Here is a 21,181-nt window from a genome sequence, read left to right on the forward strand (position 1 = left end):
TTGCGCTCAGCCCGGCGGGGGCCGCTGGCGCCGTGGTGTCCGGAGCACCGGCGGGAATGATGTTAGTGATGAGATAGACGTTGTCTTGGTAGTCGCAGTTGGCTGAACCCGCGGTGCAGTCGTTCGCCGAGTACATGTAGTCCTGGGCTACAACGTAGGATCCGGGGACCAGCTGGCCTGCCCTGTCCCTGACCGGCCAGGTCTTGACGGCAAGGTAATTGCTGTTATCGGTCGACTGGCCCGCGATTTTGAGGGGGAACGCGCCGGCCGGATTCGCATCGAACTCGAGCGGACCGGTCACCCCGAGGTTGAGCGGCAGGATGGTTTGGGCGTACAGCCCGCTGGCGTCAGCGGCTGTGCCGTCAATGTCGATCCTCTCGCCGGAACTGCAGCAGCCATGGAAGGACGCCAATTGACGGACGGTCACGGCTTTGGTGCTGTCCGCGCGCTTCCAGAACGGGGAACGGACTTCGTCTCCGTTCAGTGCAGAGTTAGGAATCTGGGCGCCCGGCGCGAGGGTCCCGTAGGCGGTGGTGATCCCAAAGGCCTGGCTGATCTGGGATAGCGTCAGTTCGTTCGTTCCTTCGGGTGCAGTCATAAAGATGCCGCGCAGCTGGACGGTCTTGACGGCGGACACGGTGTCGCTGGAGCTGATCTCCAGCTGGGCGGCACGGACTCCCTTGCTTCCGGCGGTTTCCGTGAACTGCGCCGTCAACGGCGCTGAGCCGCCGGGACCGATGACCAGGGGCAATACCGGGGGTGCGGCGAGGACGAATCCGCTGGCCCCGGTTCCGGTGATCGCCATTTTGGTGATGACCAGATCCTTGTCACCGGTGTTGCTCAGGGTTACCGTGGCGGAGTCCGTCACCTTATGCTGGACGACTCCGCTGTTGAGCCGGTGCATCACGAGCCAGTCGTCGTAGAAGCCGGGGACGGGCTGTCCGGCCCGGCGGGTTGCCTGCGTATTGCTGAGTGTCAGCGTCCCGCCGACATTTTGGACCACGAAGGACGCGCTGCGCGTTGAGGTCCGGCCGGCATCGTCGACGGCGGTAACCACCAGGGTGTGGGTACCGTTGCCGATGCTAAACGGGGCGCTGTAGCCGGCGGCTGGTGCGCCGTCGACTGCGTAGCTCAGTGTGGTGATCTGGGAACCGGCGGAAGCTTGTCCACCCAGGGAAACAGTCGCCTGGCCCCCGGCGTAGTCACCGGCAAGGGTTTGCCCGTTGACCGTCACCGAGATCACCGGGTTCAGCAGGTTGGCGCCCTTGATGGTGACCCAGTTGATCTTGGTGTTGGTTCCGGCCGGGGAAAGGGTGAGCATACCGTCGGTGACGTTTACGGTGGTGGTGCCCGTTTTGAAGGGAGCCGTGCCGCTGGGGGTGAACGGTGCAACGAGTGCGGTGCCTTCGACATTCAAGGCATGTGTGGAGTCAAGATAGCCCGCGTCGCCGACGGAGGCACTGACTTCGTAACTGCCGTTGGGAACCGCGCGCTGCCACACGCCATCGGTGCCGCCCTTGCTGGCCGTCTGCATCTGAATCAGTGACTGCAGCAGCGGATCCGAGGGAAAGGTGATCCCTGCAGCCGCGGTCGTGCGGTTTCTTGCTTCCAGCGTGCGGTCCGTCGGGGTGCCGTTGACCAGCCAGCCGAAGCCGCGGGCGTCGTACATCCCACCGGTGTCGGCGGTCCACCCGCTGGGGGTGATGGCTCCCGGCAAGGTGAAGTTGTACGCGGCCGTGGGAACTGTGGCCGGCTGGGTGTCCAGGCCCGGACCCTTGATCGACACCCAGTTGATCTTGGAGTTAGTGCCGCTGGAGGACAAGGTCAACTTGCCGTCTGCGACGGTAATCTGCCGTGATCCGGTCTGGAAAGGCGATGTTCCGGTGGGAACGAAAGTGGCGATCAGCGGCTGCCCTTCGGCAGCAATCCCGTGCGTCGAGTCAAGGTAGCCGGCGTCGCCGGCCGAGACTGCCACCGTGTAGGTGCCATTTGGGAGCTCGTACTCCCATATCCCGGTTGTCACGTTGCTTGCGGGGCCCATCGTGTTCAGCGACTGCAGCAGCGGATCCGACGGGTATGCGATTCCGGGTGTGGCCGCAGTCCGGTACCGGGTGGCGGCGCTCCGGTCAGTGGGCGTTGTGCCGACCAGCCAGCCGAACTTTCGCTGGGCCTGGAAGGCTGCTCCGGTATCAGCGGTCCAGCCGGCCGGCGTCGGAGCACCGGCAGTCTGGAAATTCACCTTGACCTGGGCGCCGACCGTCGGATCGCCACCGGGATCGGTAGGGGCCGGAACGACATCGATGTAATCAATCTTGGTGTTGGTACCGCCGAGGGCGTCAACGGTCAGAAAACCGTCGGTCACAGTCACCCGGGTCACAGCGGTGTTGTGCCGGGTGTCGCTGCCTGCGGCACCGGACGGGGCGAAGCGGTCGATGACCTTTTTGCCTTCCAGATTGATGGAATGCAACTCCGGCGCCGTCTGCGGTGCAGCATCTCCGACAGCCACCGTCACGTCGTAGTCGCCGTTGGGGACCGCCGCCTCCCAGAAGGCGTAGGTGGACAGGCCGTTGAAGGCTGCCAGGTCCGCCGACTGCATATGCATCAAGGTGTTCAGGCGCAGGTCCGGCTGGGTGGTGCTGCGAAGCCGGCCGTTCCCGGGACCCGCAGTCCCGGCCGTGGAAAGGTCGATCGGGGAACCTGTCGCCTGGCTCTTCCAGCCGTAGCTGAGGCCCGTGCCTTGGTCGGTGCGGGTCCGGGGGCCAAACGGCTCACCGAAGTCGCGGAGGTACCCGGTGGGCAGACCGGCCGCCAGATTGGAGAAGTTGACCTTGAAGGCTCCGCTACCGACCGGAGCGGCGGTGGCGGGACGCAGACCAGTGACCAGGAAAACGTAGTCCTGGAAGTCGCCGTTGCTGGCGTCCTCGAAAGCCACAATGTAGCTGTTGGCGATGGCCACTCCGGCGCGGTCTTTCGCCGGGTACACCCGGGCGCGGTGGGCCACGCCGCCGGTGTTGAGCCGGTCCTCCGTGTAGCCGGTCCGCAGGAATGCGTTGGAGTAGTAGTACAGCCCGAAGCTCTGGCTTCCCGGATCGAAAGTCTTCACCGTTCCGGGCGAGGACGGCGGAAGCAGTGACTGATAGCCGGCGGTATCGATCGAGCCGAGCTTGTGCAGCTCTGCGGGCCGTCCATCCCCGGTGTACCAACCGAACGGGAGGTCTTCCTTGGGGGCGTACTGGGCCAGGGGCGTCATTGAGACGGCTCCGGTGCCGGACTTGACGAACAGCGGCTCCAGCAGCTCGTCACCCTTGGCAATGGCCTGGGTGCCGCCTTCGAGGTTGCTCCAGCCTACGTTGATTTTGTACCCGAGGGTCCCGACGACGTCCTGGAGGGTTGGTTCGTTCAGCCCCTCAATGCCGTTCATCGTCAGGCCATAGAGTCCGACGTCGAGTGCGTTGCCACCGGCTGTGATGCGAAGGACCGCTGAGCGCTGTCCGACGGTGGTACCTGGTTTGAAGGTCGCCTGGATGGTGACGGTGGCGCCTGGAGCCAGCGTGGTCCCGTTCCCGCCTGTGGTGGTGAACTCGCCCGGGTTGGCCCCGGCGATGCTGGTGCCCAAGGCCGCGGGAGCGGACCCGGTGTTGGTGATGGTGACGGACTTCGTGGCTCCCGTGGTGCTCTTGACCGCCGAGAAGACCATCTCGGGCGCCGAAGAGGTGAGCGGCGCGGCTTGCTGGCCGGCCGGTACCCGAAGCAGGAACATGGCCTGGTTACTGCCGCTGCGGTCGTACTGGTTGACGTACAGGTTGCCGGTTTTGGGATCTTCCACGACTTCCAGGGGGTCGTTGAAGCCGTCGACGTTGCCGATTGCGGAGTTGGGAACCCCGGTGATTCCCAGTGAGGTCTGTTCGCCGAGGACCTTGCCGGTGGCGGGGTCCACCTGCATAAACAAGAGGTCATTGTTGTTGGAGAACCGGGTCACAATAAGCCGGCCTTTGAGCTGGCCGCCGAAGGAGCTGCTCTTGTACTCGATGGACCCGTTGGGCGACTTGTTGAAGCCGAGGTCATAGGCGAAACCCCGGTAGTTTGGGTCGGCTTTGGTGCCGGAGGGGTATTTAGTGCCGCCCTGGCCGGGGGACACCGGCGGATTCGCCGGGTCGTTGCCTTCGTTCAGGACCCACTCACAGCGTTCCGGGTTGGGATGGCCATAGTAGCCTCCCTGCACGACGTCGAAGAGGAAGTCGCGCTGGGTGGGCTGGTTGCCGATCGCGGGAACCGAGCCGCCGGTGTATCCCCGGCGCAGGCACTGGGAGGTTACGTCCAGACCGTTGACGGAGCTGAATCCGGGAATCCCGGCCGCCGCCACCCTGGTGTACGTGCCGTTGGAGTTCTTGATGACACCGGGGGAGTTTGCGCCGCCGGCGGTTCCGTTCGTGGGCACGTACAAGTGGCCGTTGGAGTGCCACACCAGGTCGTAGGCGTTGCGTATGCCGGTGGCATAGATCTTCAGTGGCGCACCTGCCGCGTAGGGGTTGTAGGTTCCCCCTCCGGAGGTCTGCACGCTGATCGGCGTCGCGGTGGAGATGGCCTGCTGCACGGCCGGGTCGGCCGGGTCGAAGACCAGAGTGGCCGCTGTGAGCAGTTTCTCGCCTCGCTGGCCCCAGGAGTTGTCCAGGTCGCCGGCGCCTTGGTTGGATCCCTGCATAAAGTACAGCCGCCCGTCCGGGCCATACGCCATCGAGTTGGTGAGGTGGTCAGCCTGGGAACGGGGGAGACCCGTGAAGACCTTGGACTCGGTCTGCAGCGAGGCCCCGGAGAGCATGCTGACGCCCGAAATCCATTCACCTTGTTCGTTGAAGGTGTTGGCACTGGTTGACGTGATCCACAGCTTCGGGCTGGCTGCCGTTCCGGTTTTGTCGAAGACCAGGCCGATGATGGCACGGCCCGGGTAACCCAGGCTCTCCATGTTGGAGAGGGATCCGTCGGCTGCAACCGTGAACCGGAAGAGGCCCTGTCCGATGGTGGACGCATACATTTTGCCGTCCGGGCCGAACGCCATCGATGACCAGTATTTCCCTGCCGCCACCGGCTGTTCGACCTTGTCAAAGGACACCCCGGTCAGGGGTGAGTAGTTCGCCCCGGTACTCGTTCCACCGGAACCGGTGGTGAAGACAGAAGTGAAAGGGACGAATGCGGCACCGTAGTTGTCCTTGACGTTGCCGGTCACGACGAAGCGGTAGCTTGTGTTGGCCTTTAATGGGCTGCTTGCCTGGGTGGAAATCACATCATTGCCACCGGAGGTTCCGGTCGATGACGGCACCTCGACGCCGGTGGATGTTTCGTAGAGGTGCACGTTGCCGGGCAGTGTTGTGGCATCCACACCCACGCCGGCGTAGGGGACGCGGATGGTTGCCGATACGCCGTCGGTGGGATCCTGCCCGGTTGAGCGGTTGTCCGGGCGCATCGTGTCAACATGGGGCGCCCGCTCGATGCCGACGATATCGATGTAGGCGATCTTCGTGTTGGTTCCGCCCGCGGCGGTCACGGTGAGGGCGCCGTCCCAAACACCGACGACGACGGTCGTGGTCTGGTACTCCTGACCGGCTGTGCCTTGGAACTTCTCAATGCCGACGCCCGCCTCGACGTTGAGGGCATGAACGGAGTTGTACCCTGCCGCGAACGCCATGTCCCCGGCCGCGATCGTCACCCGGTAAAGTCCGTCCGGTACCGAGGCTTCCCAGACGCCTTCGGTTTTGACACCGTTAGTGCCTGGGTCGTCGCCGTACTGCATGTGCAGGATGGAATCGAGCCGGTCGTCGATGCCTACCCGGCCCCTGTCACGGCCATTGCCGACCAGGCTCAAGGGATTTCCGTCCGGGGTCTTCCAGCCGTAGGTCAAGCCCGTGCCCTGGTTGGGTCCGGTGCGCGGACCGAAGGATTCGCCCCAGTCAGCGGCGTAGCCGGGTGCCGGAAGGCCTGATGTGGTGGTGAAGTCGACCTTGATATTGGTCGTGTTGGGTACCACCGGAACGGCGTGGGCCTCATTGGAGGGGCCGGATTCGTTCGCCGACAGGTCCACGGCAGTGACCACGTAGAAATACGTGGTCCCGTTAGTGGCGGTGGTGTCCGTGTAGCCCGTGCCCGTGACGAGCGCCGAGCCGGACAGGAGGGAGCCGGTATCGCCAACGACCGGCTGCAGCGAACGGTAGACACGGTAACCGGCAAGGTCCGCGGCGGCGGAAGCGGTCCAGCTCAGCGTTACTTTTGTGTCGCCGGAAACCGCTGAAAGCGCCGCCGGCGCCGGTGGCGGAGTAACGTCCAGGGCCTGGATCGTGGCACGGGCCGACGATGTCCGCTGTCCGGCTGCTTCGTTCGAACCCGCGGAGACATTCCCGGCGCCGTCAACGGCGGTCACCGCGTAATAGTAGGTCGTCCCCGAAACGGCGGAGACGTCGCTGAAGGAAGTGCCTGCAAGGGTTTCCGTCCCGGTCAGCGGCAGTCCCTTCAGGTCGACGCCGCTGCTGGTGGCCCGGAAGACCCGGTAGCCCGTGACGTCGCGGGAGCGGCTGGCTGTCCAGGCCAGATCGACGCCAGCGGACCCACCGGTGGCGACGAGCTGCGTTGGCGCAATGGGCGCCTCGCTGTCCACCCCGTCCTTGGAGTAGCCCACAGAGATCAGAGCGTCACCGTAGGCCTGGAAGTACTCCACGGTTACCAGGTGCGGACCGTCGGCAAGGACAACATCGGTGGTTTTGACTGCAGAGGCGGACTGCTGAACCCACTGGTCAACGATCGTCCGGCCGTCAACTGTCAGTCGAAGTCCGTCGTCGGCCCGTGTGGTGAAGCTGTAGGTCCCGGCACCGGAGGTGATCGTCTTAGCCCAGCGGGCCGAGTATTGCTCGGGACCAACGCCGGCAGGTCCGGAGCCGGCGGTGAAATTGAAGCCAATATCGGCATCACAATCCGCGCGAACCGGGGACCCGGCCAAGGAGGTACCGATGAAATACTGCACCTGCCATTCGCCTGCGAGGCACGAGCTGTTGTTCACGGCGGTGGCGGAGGGGGCGGCGGCCGGTTCTGGCACAGGGGTGGAGCTGATCGTCGGCGCCGGCACCGTAGTGGCTGTGGCGGTAGGGGTCGGAACCGGCGAGGCGGTGGTGGTTGGCGTTGCGGTCGGCACCGGCGTGGCGGTTGGGGTCGGCGTCGCGGTCGGCACCGGCGTGGCGGTGGTGGTTGGCGTTGCGGTCGGCACCGGCGTGGCGGTGGTGGTTGGCGTCGCGGTCGGCACCGGCGTGGCGGTGGTTGCGGCCGCTGCGGGCAGTTCAGCCGAGGCGAAGTCCTGGAACACTGCCGTCATGGGTGTGGACGCGGGCAACGCGCCCCTGCTGGCCAGGATCCCGGCGAAAGTTGCGACGTCCGTTAGGGGCGACGGCTTGAGGGCGGAACCGTCGATGAAATTTGCCGGCAGGTCCAGCCGTCCCACCGGAACGGGTGCGTCAGCGCCGATCTGATAGGCGGCGATCAGGGAGTTCTCGGCAGGGTTCACGTCCAGGGTCAGCTGAACCGGACGGTTCCCGATGAGGTTCTGGCTGGTGCCGACTGATACCAGATCCGCGGACGTCGGCGCAGCCGTGGTGGCGGGCTCGGACACGCCGTTCCGTTCGCGCTTGAGCTCGATTCGGCGCTCGCCGGCTGTTCCTCCGCCGCCCAACATCAGGGTCGCGAGGTTATCGTCGTTCGGACCGAACCATAGGCCGAGCTGGGCGCCACCGGCAAGATCCGCGGGACTGATCACAGTGGTGGATAGCCGAAGTGTCCTCGTGGTCAGTTTGAGTCCTACGCCCAGCGCGTTGTCCTGGTCGTTCGCGGCTCCTGACACCGTTCCCGGTGTGGCGACGACGTTGAGGGCGCCGTTCGCGGTGGCGAGGTTTTCACGGGCGAAGTAGGGTGTGCTGCCTGTGGCAGCCGAGGGAAGCACGGACGTAAAACCGGTCCCGGCGCCGTCGGGGGTCTGCAGGCCGCCTGATATCCCCGCGAAGTCCAGGGATACGGTGTTGCCGGCCGCAGCGACCCCGTTTGGGGGCAGCGGAGAGTAAGGCGAGCTGTCCCACTGTGCGGGATCGGCGGGGTACACAGCCGTCGGGGCTGCACTCGCGGTAGTCGCTGAAAGCGTCGCCGCGAGGACTGCGGTGGTGGCGATAACTGCGGTTCCTCGGTGGAGCCACCCACGGGTCCGCGGGTCCACGGCATTGACGGCTTTTCTAGACACAGGCTGTCCTTCCCCACAAAACATTCGTTGGCCGGCCGGCGCGAGGCGCGGCGGGCCATCCTAGTAATCGAGACCTCTGCAGAGCGGCTTTAGGAAGGCTGGCAGTGTGTTTTCCGGCGTCATTGACGTCACTGCAGCCGATTCGTGGCCCACTTCACTTCAACAATCTCTCAGGCCTGCGGACGGCTGAACATACCCGCTGGAAAAGACACGTAAGGAGCTTTTTGAAGCAAGTAGCATCACGAAGCTACCTAGGTAATACACGGTCCCCTGCAGTAAAAGGGCGCACGAAAAAGGGCCAACCGGCTAGTGCCGGTCAGCCCCTTTCAGGGGGTCGGACAGGGCGCCGTCTCAGGATGTACGGCCCGCCCTGGCTCCGCGCCGCTGGCCATCAACCAGGACTGGAATAGTGTCCTGCGGCGGTGTGCCGGGTGCGGGCACGTTTACCGGCCTTGGCGCACGGGCCGCCGCGGCGGCTTCCTTGCTGCGCCGGCGTTCCTTTCGAGCGGCGGCCCTGAGCGTGCGGGGTGTTGGCCCATAGGTTCCGTAGCCGTAACGGTGGGCATCCGGCCCCTTCGACGGCATCCGGTTCAGCACTACCCCCAGCACGCCCGCATTGACCATCTGCAGGGAAGAAATTGCCTTTTTCACGTCGGCTATACGCGCTTTCCGGGCGCCGACCACAAGGAGCACACCACCCACTTCCTGCGACAGAACTGCGGCGTCGGTCACCGGGAGCAGGGGGGGAGCGTCGATTATCACAACGTCGAACCGTGCCTCCAGTTCCTGGAGGATCTCCTTCATGGCGTCCGAGCCGAGCAACTCGCTCGGGTTCGGCGGGATCTGGCCGGATGTGAGCACATGCAGCCCGTGTTCACCGTAGGGCTGCAGGAGATCATCGAGCCGGGCTTTGCCGATCAATGCGGTTGTCAGGCCAGCTGCGTGCTCCATGCCGAGATAGCCGGCCAGCCGTGGACGGCGGAGGTCGGCATCGACGACTACCACGGACTGGCCGCTCTGAGCCATGGTCATGCCCAAGTTGAGGCTGGTGCTGGTTTTGCCTTCCCCGGGCACCGATGAGGTCACAAGCACCGTCTTGGACTTATTGCTGACGTGGGTAAATTGCAGGTTGGTCCGCAATTGCCGGAATGACTCGGCCCGCGGTGAACTTCCCGCTGTTGCGGCGATGAGGGGCTTTTTGCTGGCCGTATTGTCGAAAGGAACTCCGCCAAGGACCGGCAGGTCGCTGATGCGGCGGACGTCGGCTTCGCCGCGGATCTTCGTGTCCAGTATCGTTCGGAGGACGGCGAGTCCGATCCCGAGGGCCAACCCGACAATAAAGCCGATGGCGAGATTCAGGCGGGTGTTCGGTGAAGCCGGCTCGGACGGAATATCGGCCGGTGTGACCACCGTAAGCTTCAACGGCGATTTTCCGTTGTCAGCAGCCGTCTCAAGGGTATCAACGGCTTCAATCAGGCTTTGTCCTACCCCACGGGCAATTGCCGTGGCGCGTTCCGGGGATTCATCGCTGGCCGTGATGGTCAGGACAACAGTGTTCAGCTCTGCCGTGATGGCCACCTTGGAACCGAGCTCGGCGGCGCTCATGGGAAGGGCCAGGCCGTCGACCACCGGCTGCAGGACAAGCGGCGTCGCGGCGGTGATGGCGTACGACTGCACGCGCTGTTGGCTGAAGTTATTTCCCTGCTGCAGTTCTGAAACGGACCCGGAATTCTGAATCGCCACGAACAGCTTGGTGGTGGACTTGTACACCGGTGCCATCGCCGCGGAGGCGGCACCTGCAGACAGCAAGCCTAAGGAAATGCACACCAGGATGAGTATCCAGTTGCGGCGCAAATGCCGACCGTAATCGCCTAATTCCAATTTTCCCCCTCGAGTGGATGATTTTTCGAGACCAGTTGTGTCTCCGCGAAGACCTTCGGCCGCCGCCATGAGGGGCGGTCGCGAGTGCGGCACCTGCATGTTCAGAACCTATCCGCAGGCCCAGCGAGGTGGCAATGGAATCCGGATAAAGCAGGGAGTTGGGCCAACAAACAGGTAGTGGTTTTGTGCGCTAACAAGTAGAAACCGGCCGAACTACTCATGGCTGTGCCGGCGGTCCGGCGCTAGGGTCTTAACAAGTTCCGTTTCTGCTGCGAATGAGTCGGCCCGGGGGGTAGCGACACCAAATGATTTCTATGCTCTCGCGGTCGTCGTGCTGACCCGCAGATTCACTGACGTAAGGGGTGCGGCGGCTGTTGCCGCCGCTTTCGTCGCGGTTGTCATTTTGTCGTGGGCCGCTGTCTGGGACGTGACCGTGCTGGTGATCCCTGCCGGCCTCGCGGCCCTGGTGCTCACCCTGCGCTATCCGCAGCCGGTGGCGCTGCTCCTGCTGCTCGTTGGGCCGCTGCTGACATCCACCTTCAAGCTGGGAGCGGTGAGCCTGGACAACGTGATGGTGATTGCCGGGCTCGGCCTGGTCGCCATCCTTGCCCTCATCCGGCGCCAGCTGCCCTTTAACCGCTGGTCAGTGCTTCCCCTGGTTCTCGCCGCGGCCATCTTTGTGACCGGGAATCTTAATGGGTCACCGAACTGGGAGGCCTGCCTGCGGTTCATTTCGCTGGCTGCGGTGCCTTGGGTTGCGAGCGATTCTCCGCGCAGTTCAGCGGCCAACCTGCGAATCTTCCTGGGAATTATGACCGTCGGTGCCCTCACGGTGTTTTCCCAGCCACTGATTGGGTACCCTCATCCGTTCAAGGACACCGAAAACACCGGCCTTCGGTACGGCGGACTTTTCGGCCATCCCAACTTTGCGGCCTACGCGCTCTCCCTGTCCATCCTCTATGTGTTGTCCCAGAAGCTCAACACCTGGCGGGTCGGATATCTCCTGATGGCCGGCGGAGCCGTGCTCACGACGGGGAGCATCACGGCGACCATGATGCTCTTCGGAGCCGCCGGCATTCTCCTGGCCCGAAACATCAAGCGGCTGATGGCCGGGCTGCTGGTCCTGGGCGTCTTTGTGGCCACCGTTGGCCAGACGCTGCTGAGCAGGCTGGATTTTGTCAGCCAGACGGCGGCCGGGCCGGCTGCGGCCTCCAACTCTGGCGCGTGGCGCTTGGGCCAGTGGCAGCGTGCGTTGCGGCTGCTCGAAGGCAACGAAGCCACCGGCATCGGCTGGGGTGAAATACCGCTGAGGATCGGAAACAATCTCGGCGCGCACAATGCCTACGTGCAGCTGGCCGTCGAGCTGGGCTGGGCGTCCCTTGTGCTCGTGCTGCTCGTTGTTGCGGCCCACCTGATCGTTTCGTTCCGAAACCGTATCCAGCTGGTCGCATGGATCTACGTCCTTGCCACCTCCATCAGCGATCCGGTCCTCTTCTATCCCTCGTCGATGACCATCCTGCTTTTTATCCTGGCCCAGACGGCGCAGAAGCGGCGCCCCGTGGAGGTCCCCGCCCCGGGAACCGCGCTGCCCTCCGCGCTGCAGGGCTCTGCCGGTGTTGGAGTCCCCGGCAGAAGCTGACGGCCTAACAGTGCCGCCGGAGGGCGGGCCGCGGGGAACTTGGCGCCGGCTGTGATCACCGGCCCCTGGTGGTCTTCGAGCGCCGCCCCGGCCGCGTCGAAGGATCCGGGCGCCTGCCCCAACCCGCCGGGCACCTACCGGCTAGACGTACATTTTCCTGCCTCCGGCAAGCTTTCGCCGGAGCACCGTGAGGAACTGCGCAGGGCTGGAGTTTGCCCACATCAGGACGAAATGGTAGGCGGCGAGATGCTGGCGCTGGCCCACGTACCGCTGGGCGAGATGCACTTCCCGTTTAAGGGCACGGAGCTGGCCTGCGTTTAATTGGGAGCTGTGCTTCGAGATGTATTTCTGGATGCCCGCGGCCCGCCTCGCGCTGCGGGAGGACAAATGGTCGTCGCCGTCGGCTGTCTGAATGAACAGTTCCTCATCCACAACCGCGTAGTGCCTCCCGGATTGAAGGTACCGGACGAAAAAATCCAAGTCGTTGAAGACCGGGAGGGTATCGTCGAATCCGCCGATGTCCTCGAAGGCCGTCCGGCGGATCACAAAGTTGCTGCCCGTCACTCCCGGGTTCCATGCCAGGCAATCCCGGGCGGTAACCGGGCGTGAGCCCAGCCATGGGCGCCGCGTGCGCTCCGCCCCGATTTCTACGGCGCCGGCGACGGTGACCAGATCAACGTCCCCGAGTTCGAGCCTGGCCACGCACTGCTCCAGGAACCCGGCCTCCCAGCGGTCATCGTCGTCGAGAAAAGCCAGGTACTCCGATGAAGCGAGAACTGCCCCGGCGTTGCGTGAGGAGGAGGCGCCGGGCCGTTGTGTGCCGGAGTTATCCACATAGGTGATGTCCGGGTGGCCGGTTTGCTCCCGCGTCAGCTGGCGGGTGTCCGGGGAAGCCACGTCATCGACGACGACGACAACGGCAGGGGTGTGGCGCTGTTCGACGATTGACGCAAGGGCCCGGGCCAGCGCGGCATCACGCCGATGCGTCGGAACGATGCAGGTGACTGAGCCTGTCGACATCATTTGTCCTTTCAAAACCGCCGCCGTCGAGGCGGGGCTGCAGTTGCGAGTAGACGAGTTCCAGCCGCGCGGCAATCGATTCGTTGGAAGTATGGGCGGCACTCCAGATGGCTGCGGCCCGGCTGCGGGCCGACTGCTGCGCCGGGGCGGTGGCCAAAAGGTCTTCGATGGCGTCCTGGAGGGATGAGGCCTGGGGTTCGCAGTAGTACACGGCCGAGGAGGCCCGCACGGAATCAAGTTCGCCGGCGTGGGAGGCCACAACAGGGACACCCAACCGCAGGGATTCGAGCACGCTCATCGGCAGGACCTCGCGCCGGCTCGGCAGGAGCAGCGCCTCTGCGCCTCGGAGCAAGGACTGAACCTCTGCCCTGGAAACGGTGCCGTGATAGCTTGTCTGCGGAAGCGGCTGCGAGATGTCCACATCGGCGGCCGGACCGCAGACGTGCAGCCAGAGATCGGGGTGATTCCTGGCAATGCCGGGCCAGATTTCCGCAATCAGGTCAAAGCCCTTTCGGGTGCCGACCTCGCCGGCGAAAACGAAATGCCGGGTGGCAGGACCAAACGGCCCCGCGGCATCCAGAGAAGCAGCCGGGGCCGGCCCGCTCGGGTTAAAAACGACCTCGGTGGGGACGTCCGGGACAATGCCCGCCACAAGTTCCTTCTGCTTCGGCCCCAGGCAGATCAGCTGCGAGGCACGCGAGAGAACGGCCTTTGTCAGCCGTGGATACCTTTTGACCGAATCGCCGAAATCAGCGCCATGAAGGGAAACACACGTGGGTATCCCAAGCATCCGGGCCAGAACGATGACGGCACCTTCCCGGACGAGGCTGCCGGACTCGCTGACATGAACATGGAGGAACTGCTGGGAGTGCTTGCCGCGCATCATCGAAAGACCCAGCTTTGCCGTCCGCAGGACGGACCCTGCCTTGGAGCCGGGCGCCCACGTGGCGTAGCTGGTCATGGTGAAGTCGCTCATGCCGAAGGTCAGGTACTCGGCGATGACAGACGCCATACCGCCTTGGGTCGTGACGTCCGGCCCGACGTGGAGGACTACCCGCTTAGGCCGTTCCGCGGTCGTGGGTGCCGGATCCTGGCGGGGCGCGTTCCAGTAGCCCAGGGCGGCGATGGCCAGGGCCGCCCGGCGGACGGGTGCCTTGGGCCGAGCACGCAACGCAAGCCCGTAGGCTGCAGAACGGACTACGTATGGCAGGATTCGGGTGTTATCGAGCAGATAGCGGCGCCACAGCCGCCGAGGTTCCTGGACAAGGCGGAAGAGCCATTCCAGCCCCAGGGTTTGGATCGCCGCCGGTGCCCGGCGGACTGTTCCGGCCGCGAAGTCCACGGCTGCCCCGACGCCGAGAAAGCAGCCCTGCAGCTCAGCAAACCGCGCAAGCTGGTGGTACAGCTGCTCCTGCTTGGGGGAGCCGAGGCACAACGCAACAATCTTGTCCGGTTCGGCGGCAAGCCGATCCGCCAGGCCGCGCACGTAGGTGTCATCAGCGAGCTGCGCGGGGGAGGGGGAGTCGAGGAGGAAGAAGCGCAGGCCCGGGCGTGAAAGCGACAGCCGCGCGGCCGCGGCTTCGGCAACGCCGTCTTTGCCCCCGATAATGGCGACCGGAACTCCTTCGGTTGCTGCGCGGTCCATGGCTGACATAAAGAGATCGGATCCGGTCAACCGGGTGGCACCGGAGTGACCCTCGAACCTCGCCATCAGCGGCAGGGGGAACCCGTCGGGAAGGACAAGCGCCGCCCCCTCATAGAGCGACCGGAAAGCCGCGGAGCGCTGCCAGCGCAGGAAGTGGTCCGAGTTGGGTGTGACAACAAGCGCCGCCTGGGGGCCGCGGGCGAGATCCACAACGGAATCAGCCGCCTCCTCAAGCGTGACATCGTCGATGCGCAGGCCGTGCAGTACGTAGACCTTCGCTTTGTCTTGCATCATGACGGTCCCCTTTTTGCTGTTAGCTTGCCGAGTTGGTGAGCCAGATGACGGCGCTCCGTGCCGGAGAGGTGCCCGCAACCCGCGTCCAGAAAGGACGAGAGTTCCGCGACAAGACGCGCTCCGCCGGTGCCGTGCGCTCCCTGCACGACAACATCGAAGAAGTCCGGACCATCCCAGCCAACGGACGCTGCAAGGGCCCGGTGGGAGGACCGGAGGGCCGGATCATCCAGCACCCGGCGCTTCCAGTCGGCCTCTTTTGTTGTCTGGGACTGATGATGGCGGTAGGCGGTGAACGGCACTGCGGTGCGGCGTAGCCGATAGCCGGACGCCGCGAGACGCATCCAGAGTTCGTAGTCCTCGGCAGGTCCGGCGATGTACCCGGACATGCGGCGCAGTGTCTCGGTGGAGCCGTACATCGCCGAATGACCCAACGGGTTTCCGAGCAGGAGGAAATAGGGCATGGCTTCTGCGGTGATGCCGATCGGGATCGCAGGCTTCCAGTTGCCGATTCGCGGGCCGAAGTTCACAACGGAGGTGAACGTCACTTCGTGGTCGCTGCCCAGGTGGGTACGCTGTGCCGCGAACCTGAAGGGCATGGCGAGGTCGTCGGCGTCCATCCGGCCGATGTATGGGGTTCCGGCGCGCCAGAGCAGCGCATTAAGCGTGGCGGCCACCCCCTGGGACTTTTCGTTCCGAAAGACCGTGAGGCGAGAGTCCCTGAAACGGCCAAGGATTTCCGGCGTTCCGTCGGTGCTGCCGTCGTCGGTGACCAGCAACTGACCCTCCCGTGGCAGTGCTGCCAAGGTGGACCTGACGGCGGACTGGATGGTTTTGCTGCCGTTGCGCACCGGCATAAGGACGGACACTGCGGGGCGGCCGTTTCGTTTCACGTCATCACACCGTTCCGGAGGGGGCCAGGCGCGACTGCGACGGGACCATGATTAGGGTGGCTTTTGCGGTTTGCAGCCGGCCGAAGAGGACCAGGGACTTTGCCGAATAGACAATGGCGACCCCTGCGGCGGCACCGGCGGGGCCCCACAGCAGTGCACCGAGCAGGACACCGCCCAGGTTCAGGACGGCGAAGATGATGCCGTTGGTCGCGACGAATGCCTCAAGGCCCTGGCTTTGCAGCAGTCCTCCCAACGGTGGTGCCAGGGAAAGGAACGGCAGTGCCGCGACGGCAAAAGCAAAGGCCGGGGCGGCTGCAGCAAACTCGGACCCGAATAGCAGTTCAACGATTGCCGGGGACCAGATGATGACGGGAATCAACGGCAAGCTGGCAAGGAGAGCCGCCAAGGACAACTTCTGGCCAAGTTTCTTGGCTTCAGGGAGTCCTTGCCGTGACGCGTGGGGCAGCACAACGGCGACGATGGAGCCGGAGACCAGCATCAGCGGGTTGATCAGCCGGAAGGCCGCGGAATAGAGCCCGGCAGAGGCAACGGAGCTGGCCGCCCCAACGATGGCGGAATCCAGTGTTCGGGCCTGGGAACTCAGATTGGCCAGGAAGTACGGGATCAGGAACTTGTACATCTCCCGGGCGCTCGCGGCGCGCGCCCGGCCGGCCAGCCGCTGGTGCAGAACACGCAGCACGTGCGCGATTCCCACCACTGAGGCTGTAATCATTCCGAGGGAATAGGCGGCAATAGTCTCAAAGCCCAGGGCGTAGAGCGAGACGAACAGGCCAAAGGACGTTATTCGGCGCAGCACCAGCGAGATGACCAACGGCGCTTTCGCTTTGTCGGCAATCGGAACCGTCAGCCCGACCTCAACGAATTGCTCCAGCGCAAGTGCCACCGGGACCAGGATGAACCATGGATTGAGGCCGGTCGTGGCGGCCACAGCGGTGAGGACCAGTGCCGCGAAGCTTCCGGCGGCTGCGTTTCCGATCAGGTCCATCTTTAGTCCGGTGGCCACCTCGGCGTCGCGGCCCTTGGCTCGTGCCCGGGGAATGTAGGAGGACAGCCCCCAGTCGGCGACGGTAAAAAGGACCGCCCCGACGCCGGCAATCACGGCCACAATCCCGAAGTCCCGGACGCCGGCCCAACGCGCGAGCAGGATAAACGTCAAGGCCTGCATGCCGGTGGCAAAGACCCGTGCCGACAGCAATACCAGGAACTGGGTCTTCATGCATCCTCCCTCAGCCAACGGTGCAGGTTTCCCACATCAGCTAACAACGCCGGGTTCGCTCCGAACAGCGAGGCAGGGACTGGTCTTTGGCGGCGGCAGCACGTGGCCGGGGCCGATCCCTACTCAACAGTTTCGGGCTTTCTACCTGCACCGCCGCAAACGCCTACTTGGGGCTGCCGGGGCACCTACTGGACTTCCGGATCGGCCGCCATTTGCCATTGAAGGCCCCAATCCCGGATGGATAAACTGCGGCCAAGACCGAACCACACCACCACCCTGACAAGGACCAGACATGACCGGAAACGCATTCCAGAAACCGGCAGCGAACTCCTCCCGGTCGCCTTTGCCGGACTATCAGGTGGGCAGGCGGACCGCCGTCCTGATGGGCTTGGCGGCCTTCGGCACCATCACTGTCGCATCCCAGCTCAAAGCCCAGGCCGCAACACCGGCAGCAATTCGCATCAACGCCGGCGGACCCGCTGTGACCACCGGCGGAGTAGTGTGGTCGGCCGATCAGTACTTCAGCGGAGGCAAGGCGTTCACGAACCCAGCTGTCTCGTCGATTGCCGGCACAACGGATGACGTCCTGTACTTGACCGAGCGCAGCGCCACCAGCAACCTCGGATCCTTTAACTACTCCATACCGGTCCCGGCCGCCGGCAGCTACACCGTCAACCTGTATTTTGCGGAAATCTGGTTCGGAGCTCCGGGGGGCGGCCCCGGCGGTGCCGGGAAACGTGTGTTCAGCGCCAACCTTCAAGGCGGCGCCGTGGAACTGGCCAACTACGACCTGTTTGCGAGCGTGGGGGCCGTGGCGGCCGCCGCAAAGACCTTCACCGTGGACGTCAACAACTTTGTCATTGACATCGCGTTCTCCGCGGCCGCGGACCAGCCCAAAGTCTCCGCCATCGAAGTTGTCTTCCCGACAGGCACCGTCACACCCCCGCCGGCGGGCGGTGCCACCCTGCGGATCAATGCAGGGGGCCCGGCACTGGTCAGCGGTGGAGTGTCCTGGTTGGCGGACCAATACTTCACCGGCGGCAAAGCCTTCACGAATTCAGCGGCCACCGCCATCGCCGGAACCACCGATGACGTTCTGTACACCACGGAGCGCAGCGCCACAGCAGACGGCGGAAGCTTTGGGTACGCCGTCCCGGTCACGGCGGCCGGCGCCTACACGGTCCGCCTGCATTTCGCTGAGATCTGGTTCGGGGCCGCCGGCGGCGGTCCAGGCGGAGCGGGCAAACGAATTTTCAGCGCAAACCTCGAGGGCGGCGCCGTGGAGCTGGCCAATTACGACATCTTCGCCGACGTGGGTGCCGCAAGTGCGGCCGTCAAGGAATTTACGGTCAACGTCACCAACGGAGTCCTTAACCTGGACTTCACGGCCACGGTGAACCAGCCGAAAGTATCGGCAATTGAAATCACCTATCCTGCGGGCGCACCGCTTCCGGTCCCGGCAAACACCCCGTGGCCTGCCAGTTGGGCGGCCGGAAAATCGTCCCCCGTCGCCTGTTTTGAAGCGGCCGGCCTTGCGTTGGGCGGCATAATCTACCGTTTTGGCGGCTTCGATTCGAGCTTCCGGGCCATTAGGTCCTACTCCAGCTTCAACCCGGCCACGAACACGTGGACCACGCTGGGGAGCCTGCCCGCAGGGATGGCCGAGACCCATCTCGGCATCACGGAAGATGGCCGCTACATCTACTTCGGCGGTGGTTTTGCCGGGAACCTGGACACCACCAAGACGCCCACCCAGACGGTGAGCGACCGGGTCTACCGCTACGATCCCTCCACCAATTCCTTTGCCCTGCTTACGCGATTGCCGGCGGGCCGCGGAGCCGGTGCGTTCGCTGCCCTCAACGGCGAGCTGCACTATATCAGCGGTAATCCCGCGGACCGCGTAACGAATGTGGGAGACCACTTTGTCTACAACCTCACGACAACGCGGTGGACTGCTGCGGCGCCGTTGCCCAATCCGAAGGACCATATGAGCTGTGTGGTGCTCGGCGGGAAGATCTACGTTGTGGGAGGCGAACACGGACACGACAAACTGCACCTTCAGCAGGGCGACGGACACGCCTACAACCCGGTAACCAACAGCTGGACGCAGATCTCCAGCCTGCCGATGCCCAAGAGCCACATCGAGGCGGGCACCTTCGTCGCGGACGGCAAGATCATTATGGCCGGCGGCCAAATGGACAACTTCCAACCGACGTCCCAAGTTGTGGCCTACGACCCCGTAGGCAACAACTGGTCGGTCCTGCCCTCGCTGCCGGTCGCACGGCAAGGGGCTATCGTCCAGCGGGTGGGCACAAAGGTCATCCTGGCCGTCGGAGGCGCCCAGACCAACCAGCCACAGACGGGTGTATGGCTCGGAACAGTGCAGTAATCTTCGCGACCATCGCCGATCATCTCATCGGCGGGTGTAAGTCAACTTTGACCATGGGGGGAAACATGATTCGCAAGGCAGTCATTCCGGCGGCAGGGCTGGGGACCCGCTTCCTGCCGGCAACCAAGGCAGTTCCCAAGGAACTGCTGCCGGTGGTGGACAAACCGGCCGTCCAGTACGTCGTCGAAGAGGCGGTAAGGGCCGGACTCGAAGACATCCTGATGATCACAGGCCGGGACAAAGGTGCACTGGAGGATCACTTTGACCGCTCGCCGCAGCTGGAGCGCATCTTGGAATGCAAGGGTGATGTCACGAAACTGGCGGCGGTCCGGCAGGCCTCGGAGCTCGCGGACCTGCACTACCTCCGCCAGGGCGAGCCCCTGGGACTGGGCCACGCGGTGCTTATGGCCGAAAAGCACATTGATAACGAGCCGTTCGCTGTACTGCTCGGAGACGACCTGATCGACGAACGCGAGGACCTCCTGGCGCGCATGATTGAGGCGCAGGCGATCAGCGGAGGATCCGTAGTGGCCCTGATGGAAGTCGACCCGGAGCAGATTTCAGCCTATGGTTGCGCAGCGGTTGACGTTGTGCCGGGCCAGGACTATGTCCGGATCACCGGAATGGTCGAAAAGCCTGAACAGGAATGTGCACCCTCGAATCTCGCCGTGATTGGCCGCTACGTTCTGCACCCGGAGATATTTGCTGAACTGTCACGAACCAAACCGGGACGCGGATGCGAAATCCAACTCACCGATGCCCTGCAATCATTGGCAGTGGCAGGCAGCACAGGCAACGGTGTATTCGGCGTCATCTATAACGGCCGCCGATTCGACACCGGGGATAAATTCAGTTACATCAAAGCGGTGGTCACTATTGCTTTGGAGCGAGATGATTTCGGCCGGGAATTACGCAAATGGATGCAGGAGATCGTCGATATCAGCGAATTTTCCGGACCGTCGTACATGAGCGGTAATTCGCCGTTCTCCAATAGTGGTGTCTTCGCCTCAAAGGAAGCCTCACCCTATGGGTAGGGGTGCCGGGATACTTCGGGTTGCGGGCCTGACGGGTCTGGTGGCCACCACCATTTTGACGACGGTCATGGTCCTCACCCCACCGGTGGCCCCGCCGCCGGCGGCTGACCTGGATCGGGCGGATGCCTACGTAGCCCAGGTCGAGTCACGAATGGCCCAGCGCGCCGAGGCTGCCCTTGATGCAGTGACAGTCAAGGTGGTTTTCCCGCCGGACCGGCCCTTGCGGGTGCTGCTGGTCGGAGATGCGATTACGCTTGGCTCCTCTGCGTCCACGGAGGGGACTCGCTACCGGTCCCTCCTCGCAGCGGGGCTGGAGTCCAAGGGGCCGGTGGAGTTAACAGTGCTTGCGTCGTCCGCGACGGGGGGGACCCTGAAAACCGATGAGCTTGCCGCGAGGCTCCCCGCCAGGAAGGCGTTCGACCTGGTTCTGGTGATGGTCGGGACTAACGAGGCTGCCAAGGCGGACCTCGCTGGATTTACCGCGGCCTACCCGGGACTGATCTCGGCGGTACGCGCCGCTTCCCCAACGGCCGGGTTGCTCTGCCTGGGTTCGTGGGGAGACAAAAAGTCGACAGCGGAATTCGACCGGCTCGCTGAGGATGCCTGCGGCCGCAACCAAGGGCGGTTCCGGCCCCTGAACGGTCTCTTCCAGTCCGAGAAGAACCGCTGGGCTGACAAAAAGCTGCCCGACGGGCGGGCCACGGACAACTTTTTTCCAAGTGATCTTGGTCACGCCGCCATTGCGAAAACCATCCAGGCGGCACTCAGGTTTCCGGACCCCAAGGGCGCTTCCCAATCGATGGCTGACCAGCGGGTCCATTAACGCCCGGGCGGGCCGATCGGGAAAATCCCGCCGGTAAAGTACCTGCCCCGCCGCCGCCGTCGT

At 64.3% G+C, this 21,181-nt stretch carries 10 protein-coding genes; 4 read left to right on the top strand and 6 right to left on the bottom strand.

What is annotated here, in order from left to right:
* Both QK287_RS03160 and QK287_RS03165 read right to left on the bottom strand, forming a co-directional pair.
* A partial coding sequence (locus tag QK287_RS03160; RefSeq protein ID WP_282359198.1) for a choice-of-anchor D domain-containing protein occupies positions 1-8,266 on the bottom strand: 8,266 nt, incomplete at its 3' end.
* A 351-nt stretch (positions 8,267-8,617) separates the two neighbouring features.
* Complete coding sequence (locus QK287_RS03165; RefSeq protein WP_282359199.1) at positions 8,618-10,147, bottom strand: polysaccharide biosynthesis tyrosine autokinase; 1,530 nt, start codon at positions 10,145-10,147, stop codon at positions 8,618-8,620.
* Positions 10,148-10,550: 403 nt separating this feature from the next.
* On the opposite strand from QK287_RS03165, the gene QK287_RS03170 reads away from it, so the two are divergent.
* Positions 10,551-11,786, top strand: a complete 1,236-nt coding sequence (locus QK287_RS03170) for an O-antigen ligase family protein (protein WP_282359202.1) — start codon at positions 10,551-10,553, stop codon at positions 11,784-11,786.
* A 141-nt stretch (positions 11,787-11,927) separates the two neighbouring features.
* Here QK287_RS03170 and QK287_RS03175 read toward each other — a convergent pair whose 3' ends face one another.
* Genes QK287_RS03175 through QK287_RS03190 form a run of 4 tightly spaced genes read right to left on the bottom strand, consistent with a single transcriptional unit; the run spans position 11,928 to position 16,872 of the window.
* Positions 11,928-12,806, bottom strand: a complete 879-nt coding sequence (locus QK287_RS03175) for a glycosyltransferase family A protein (RefSeq protein ID WP_282359203.1) — start codon at positions 12,804-12,806, stop codon at positions 11,928-11,930.
* On the bottom strand, positions 12,760-14,745 hold the full coding sequence (locus QK287_RS03180; protein WP_282359205.1) for a WecB/TagA/CpsF family glycosyltransferase: 1,986 nt from the start codon (positions 14,743-14,745) through the stop codon (positions 12,760-12,762). Before QK287_RS03180 ends, QK287_RS03175 begins: the two co-directional genes overlap by 47 nt.
* Positions 14,742-15,635 carry a glycosyltransferase family 2 protein gene (locus tag QK287_RS03185; protein ID WP_282359207.1) on the bottom strand — a complete coding sequence of 298 codons (894 nt, stop codon included), beginning with the start codon at positions 15,633-15,635 and terminating at the stop codon, positions 14,742-14,744. Before QK287_RS03185 ends, QK287_RS03180 begins: the two co-directional genes overlap by 4 nt.
* A 4-nt stretch (positions 15,636-15,639) precedes the next feature.
* The gene (locus QK287_RS03190) at positions 15,640-16,872 is read right to left on the bottom strand and encodes an oligosaccharide flippase family protein (RefSeq protein WP_282359208.1); all 1,233 of its coding nucleotides are present in this window, start codon (positions 16,870-16,872) and stop codon (positions 15,640-15,642) included.
* Positions 16,873-17,164: 292 nt separating this feature from the next.
* On the opposite strand from QK287_RS03190, the gene QK287_RS03195 reads away from it, so the two are divergent.
* Genes QK287_RS03195 through QK287_RS03205 form a run of 3 tightly spaced genes read left to right on the top strand, consistent with a single transcriptional unit; the run spans position 17,165 to position 21,118 of the window.
* The gene (locus QK287_RS03195) at positions 17,165-19,261 is read left to right on the top strand and encodes a malectin domain-containing carbohydrate-binding protein (protein WP_282359209.1); all 2,097 of its coding nucleotides are present in this window, start codon (positions 17,165-17,167) and stop codon (positions 19,259-19,261) included.
* Between the two features lie 53 nt (positions 19,262-19,314).
* Positions 19,315-20,295, top strand: coding sequence for a UTP--glucose-1-phosphate uridylyltransferase (locus QK287_RS03200; RefSeq protein WP_282359419.1), 981 nt, complete (start codon positions 19,315-19,317; stop codon positions 20,293-20,295).
* A complete protein-coding gene (locus QK287_RS03205) occupies positions 20,288-21,118 on the top strand; it encodes an SGNH/GDSL hydrolase family protein (RefSeq protein WP_226773659.1) in 831 nt (276 codons plus the stop codon). Before QK287_RS03200 ends, QK287_RS03205 begins: the two co-directional genes overlap by 8 nt.
* The last annotated feature ends 63 nt before the right edge of the window (positions 21,119-21,181 follow it).

The organism is Arthrobacter sp. AL05 (assembly GCF_029960715.1).
Classification (GTDB): domain Bacteria; phylum Actinomycetota; class Actinomycetes; order Actinomycetales; family Micrococcaceae; genus Arthrobacter.

What these genes read in the sequence shown, in the direction of transcription:
- QK287_RS03205 (WP_226773659.1), top strand. Translation starts at nt 20,288, where the DNA reads ATGGGTAGGGGTGCCGGGATACTTCGGGTTGCGGGCCTGACGGGTCTG.
- QK287_RS03180 (WP_282359205.1), bottom strand. Translation starts at nt 14,745, where the DNA reads ATGATGCAAGACAAAGCGAAGGTCTACGTACTGCACGGCCTGCGCATC.
- QK287_RS03200 (WP_282359419.1), top strand. Translation starts at nt 19,315, where the DNA reads ATGGGGGGAAACATGATTCGCAAGGCAGTCATTCCGGCGGCAGGGCTG.
- QK287_RS03195 (WP_282359209.1), top strand. Translation starts at nt 17,165, where the DNA reads ATGACCGGAAACGCATTCCAGAAACCGGCAGCGAACTCCTCCCGGTCG.
- QK287_RS03175 (WP_282359203.1), bottom strand. Translation starts at nt 12,806, where the DNA reads ATGTCGACAGGCTCAGTCACCTGCATCGTTCCGACGCATCGGCGTGAT.
- QK287_RS03190 (WP_282359208.1), bottom strand. Translation starts at nt 16,872, where the DNA reads ATGAAGACCCAGTTCCTGGTATTGCTGTCGGCACGGGTCTTTGCCACC.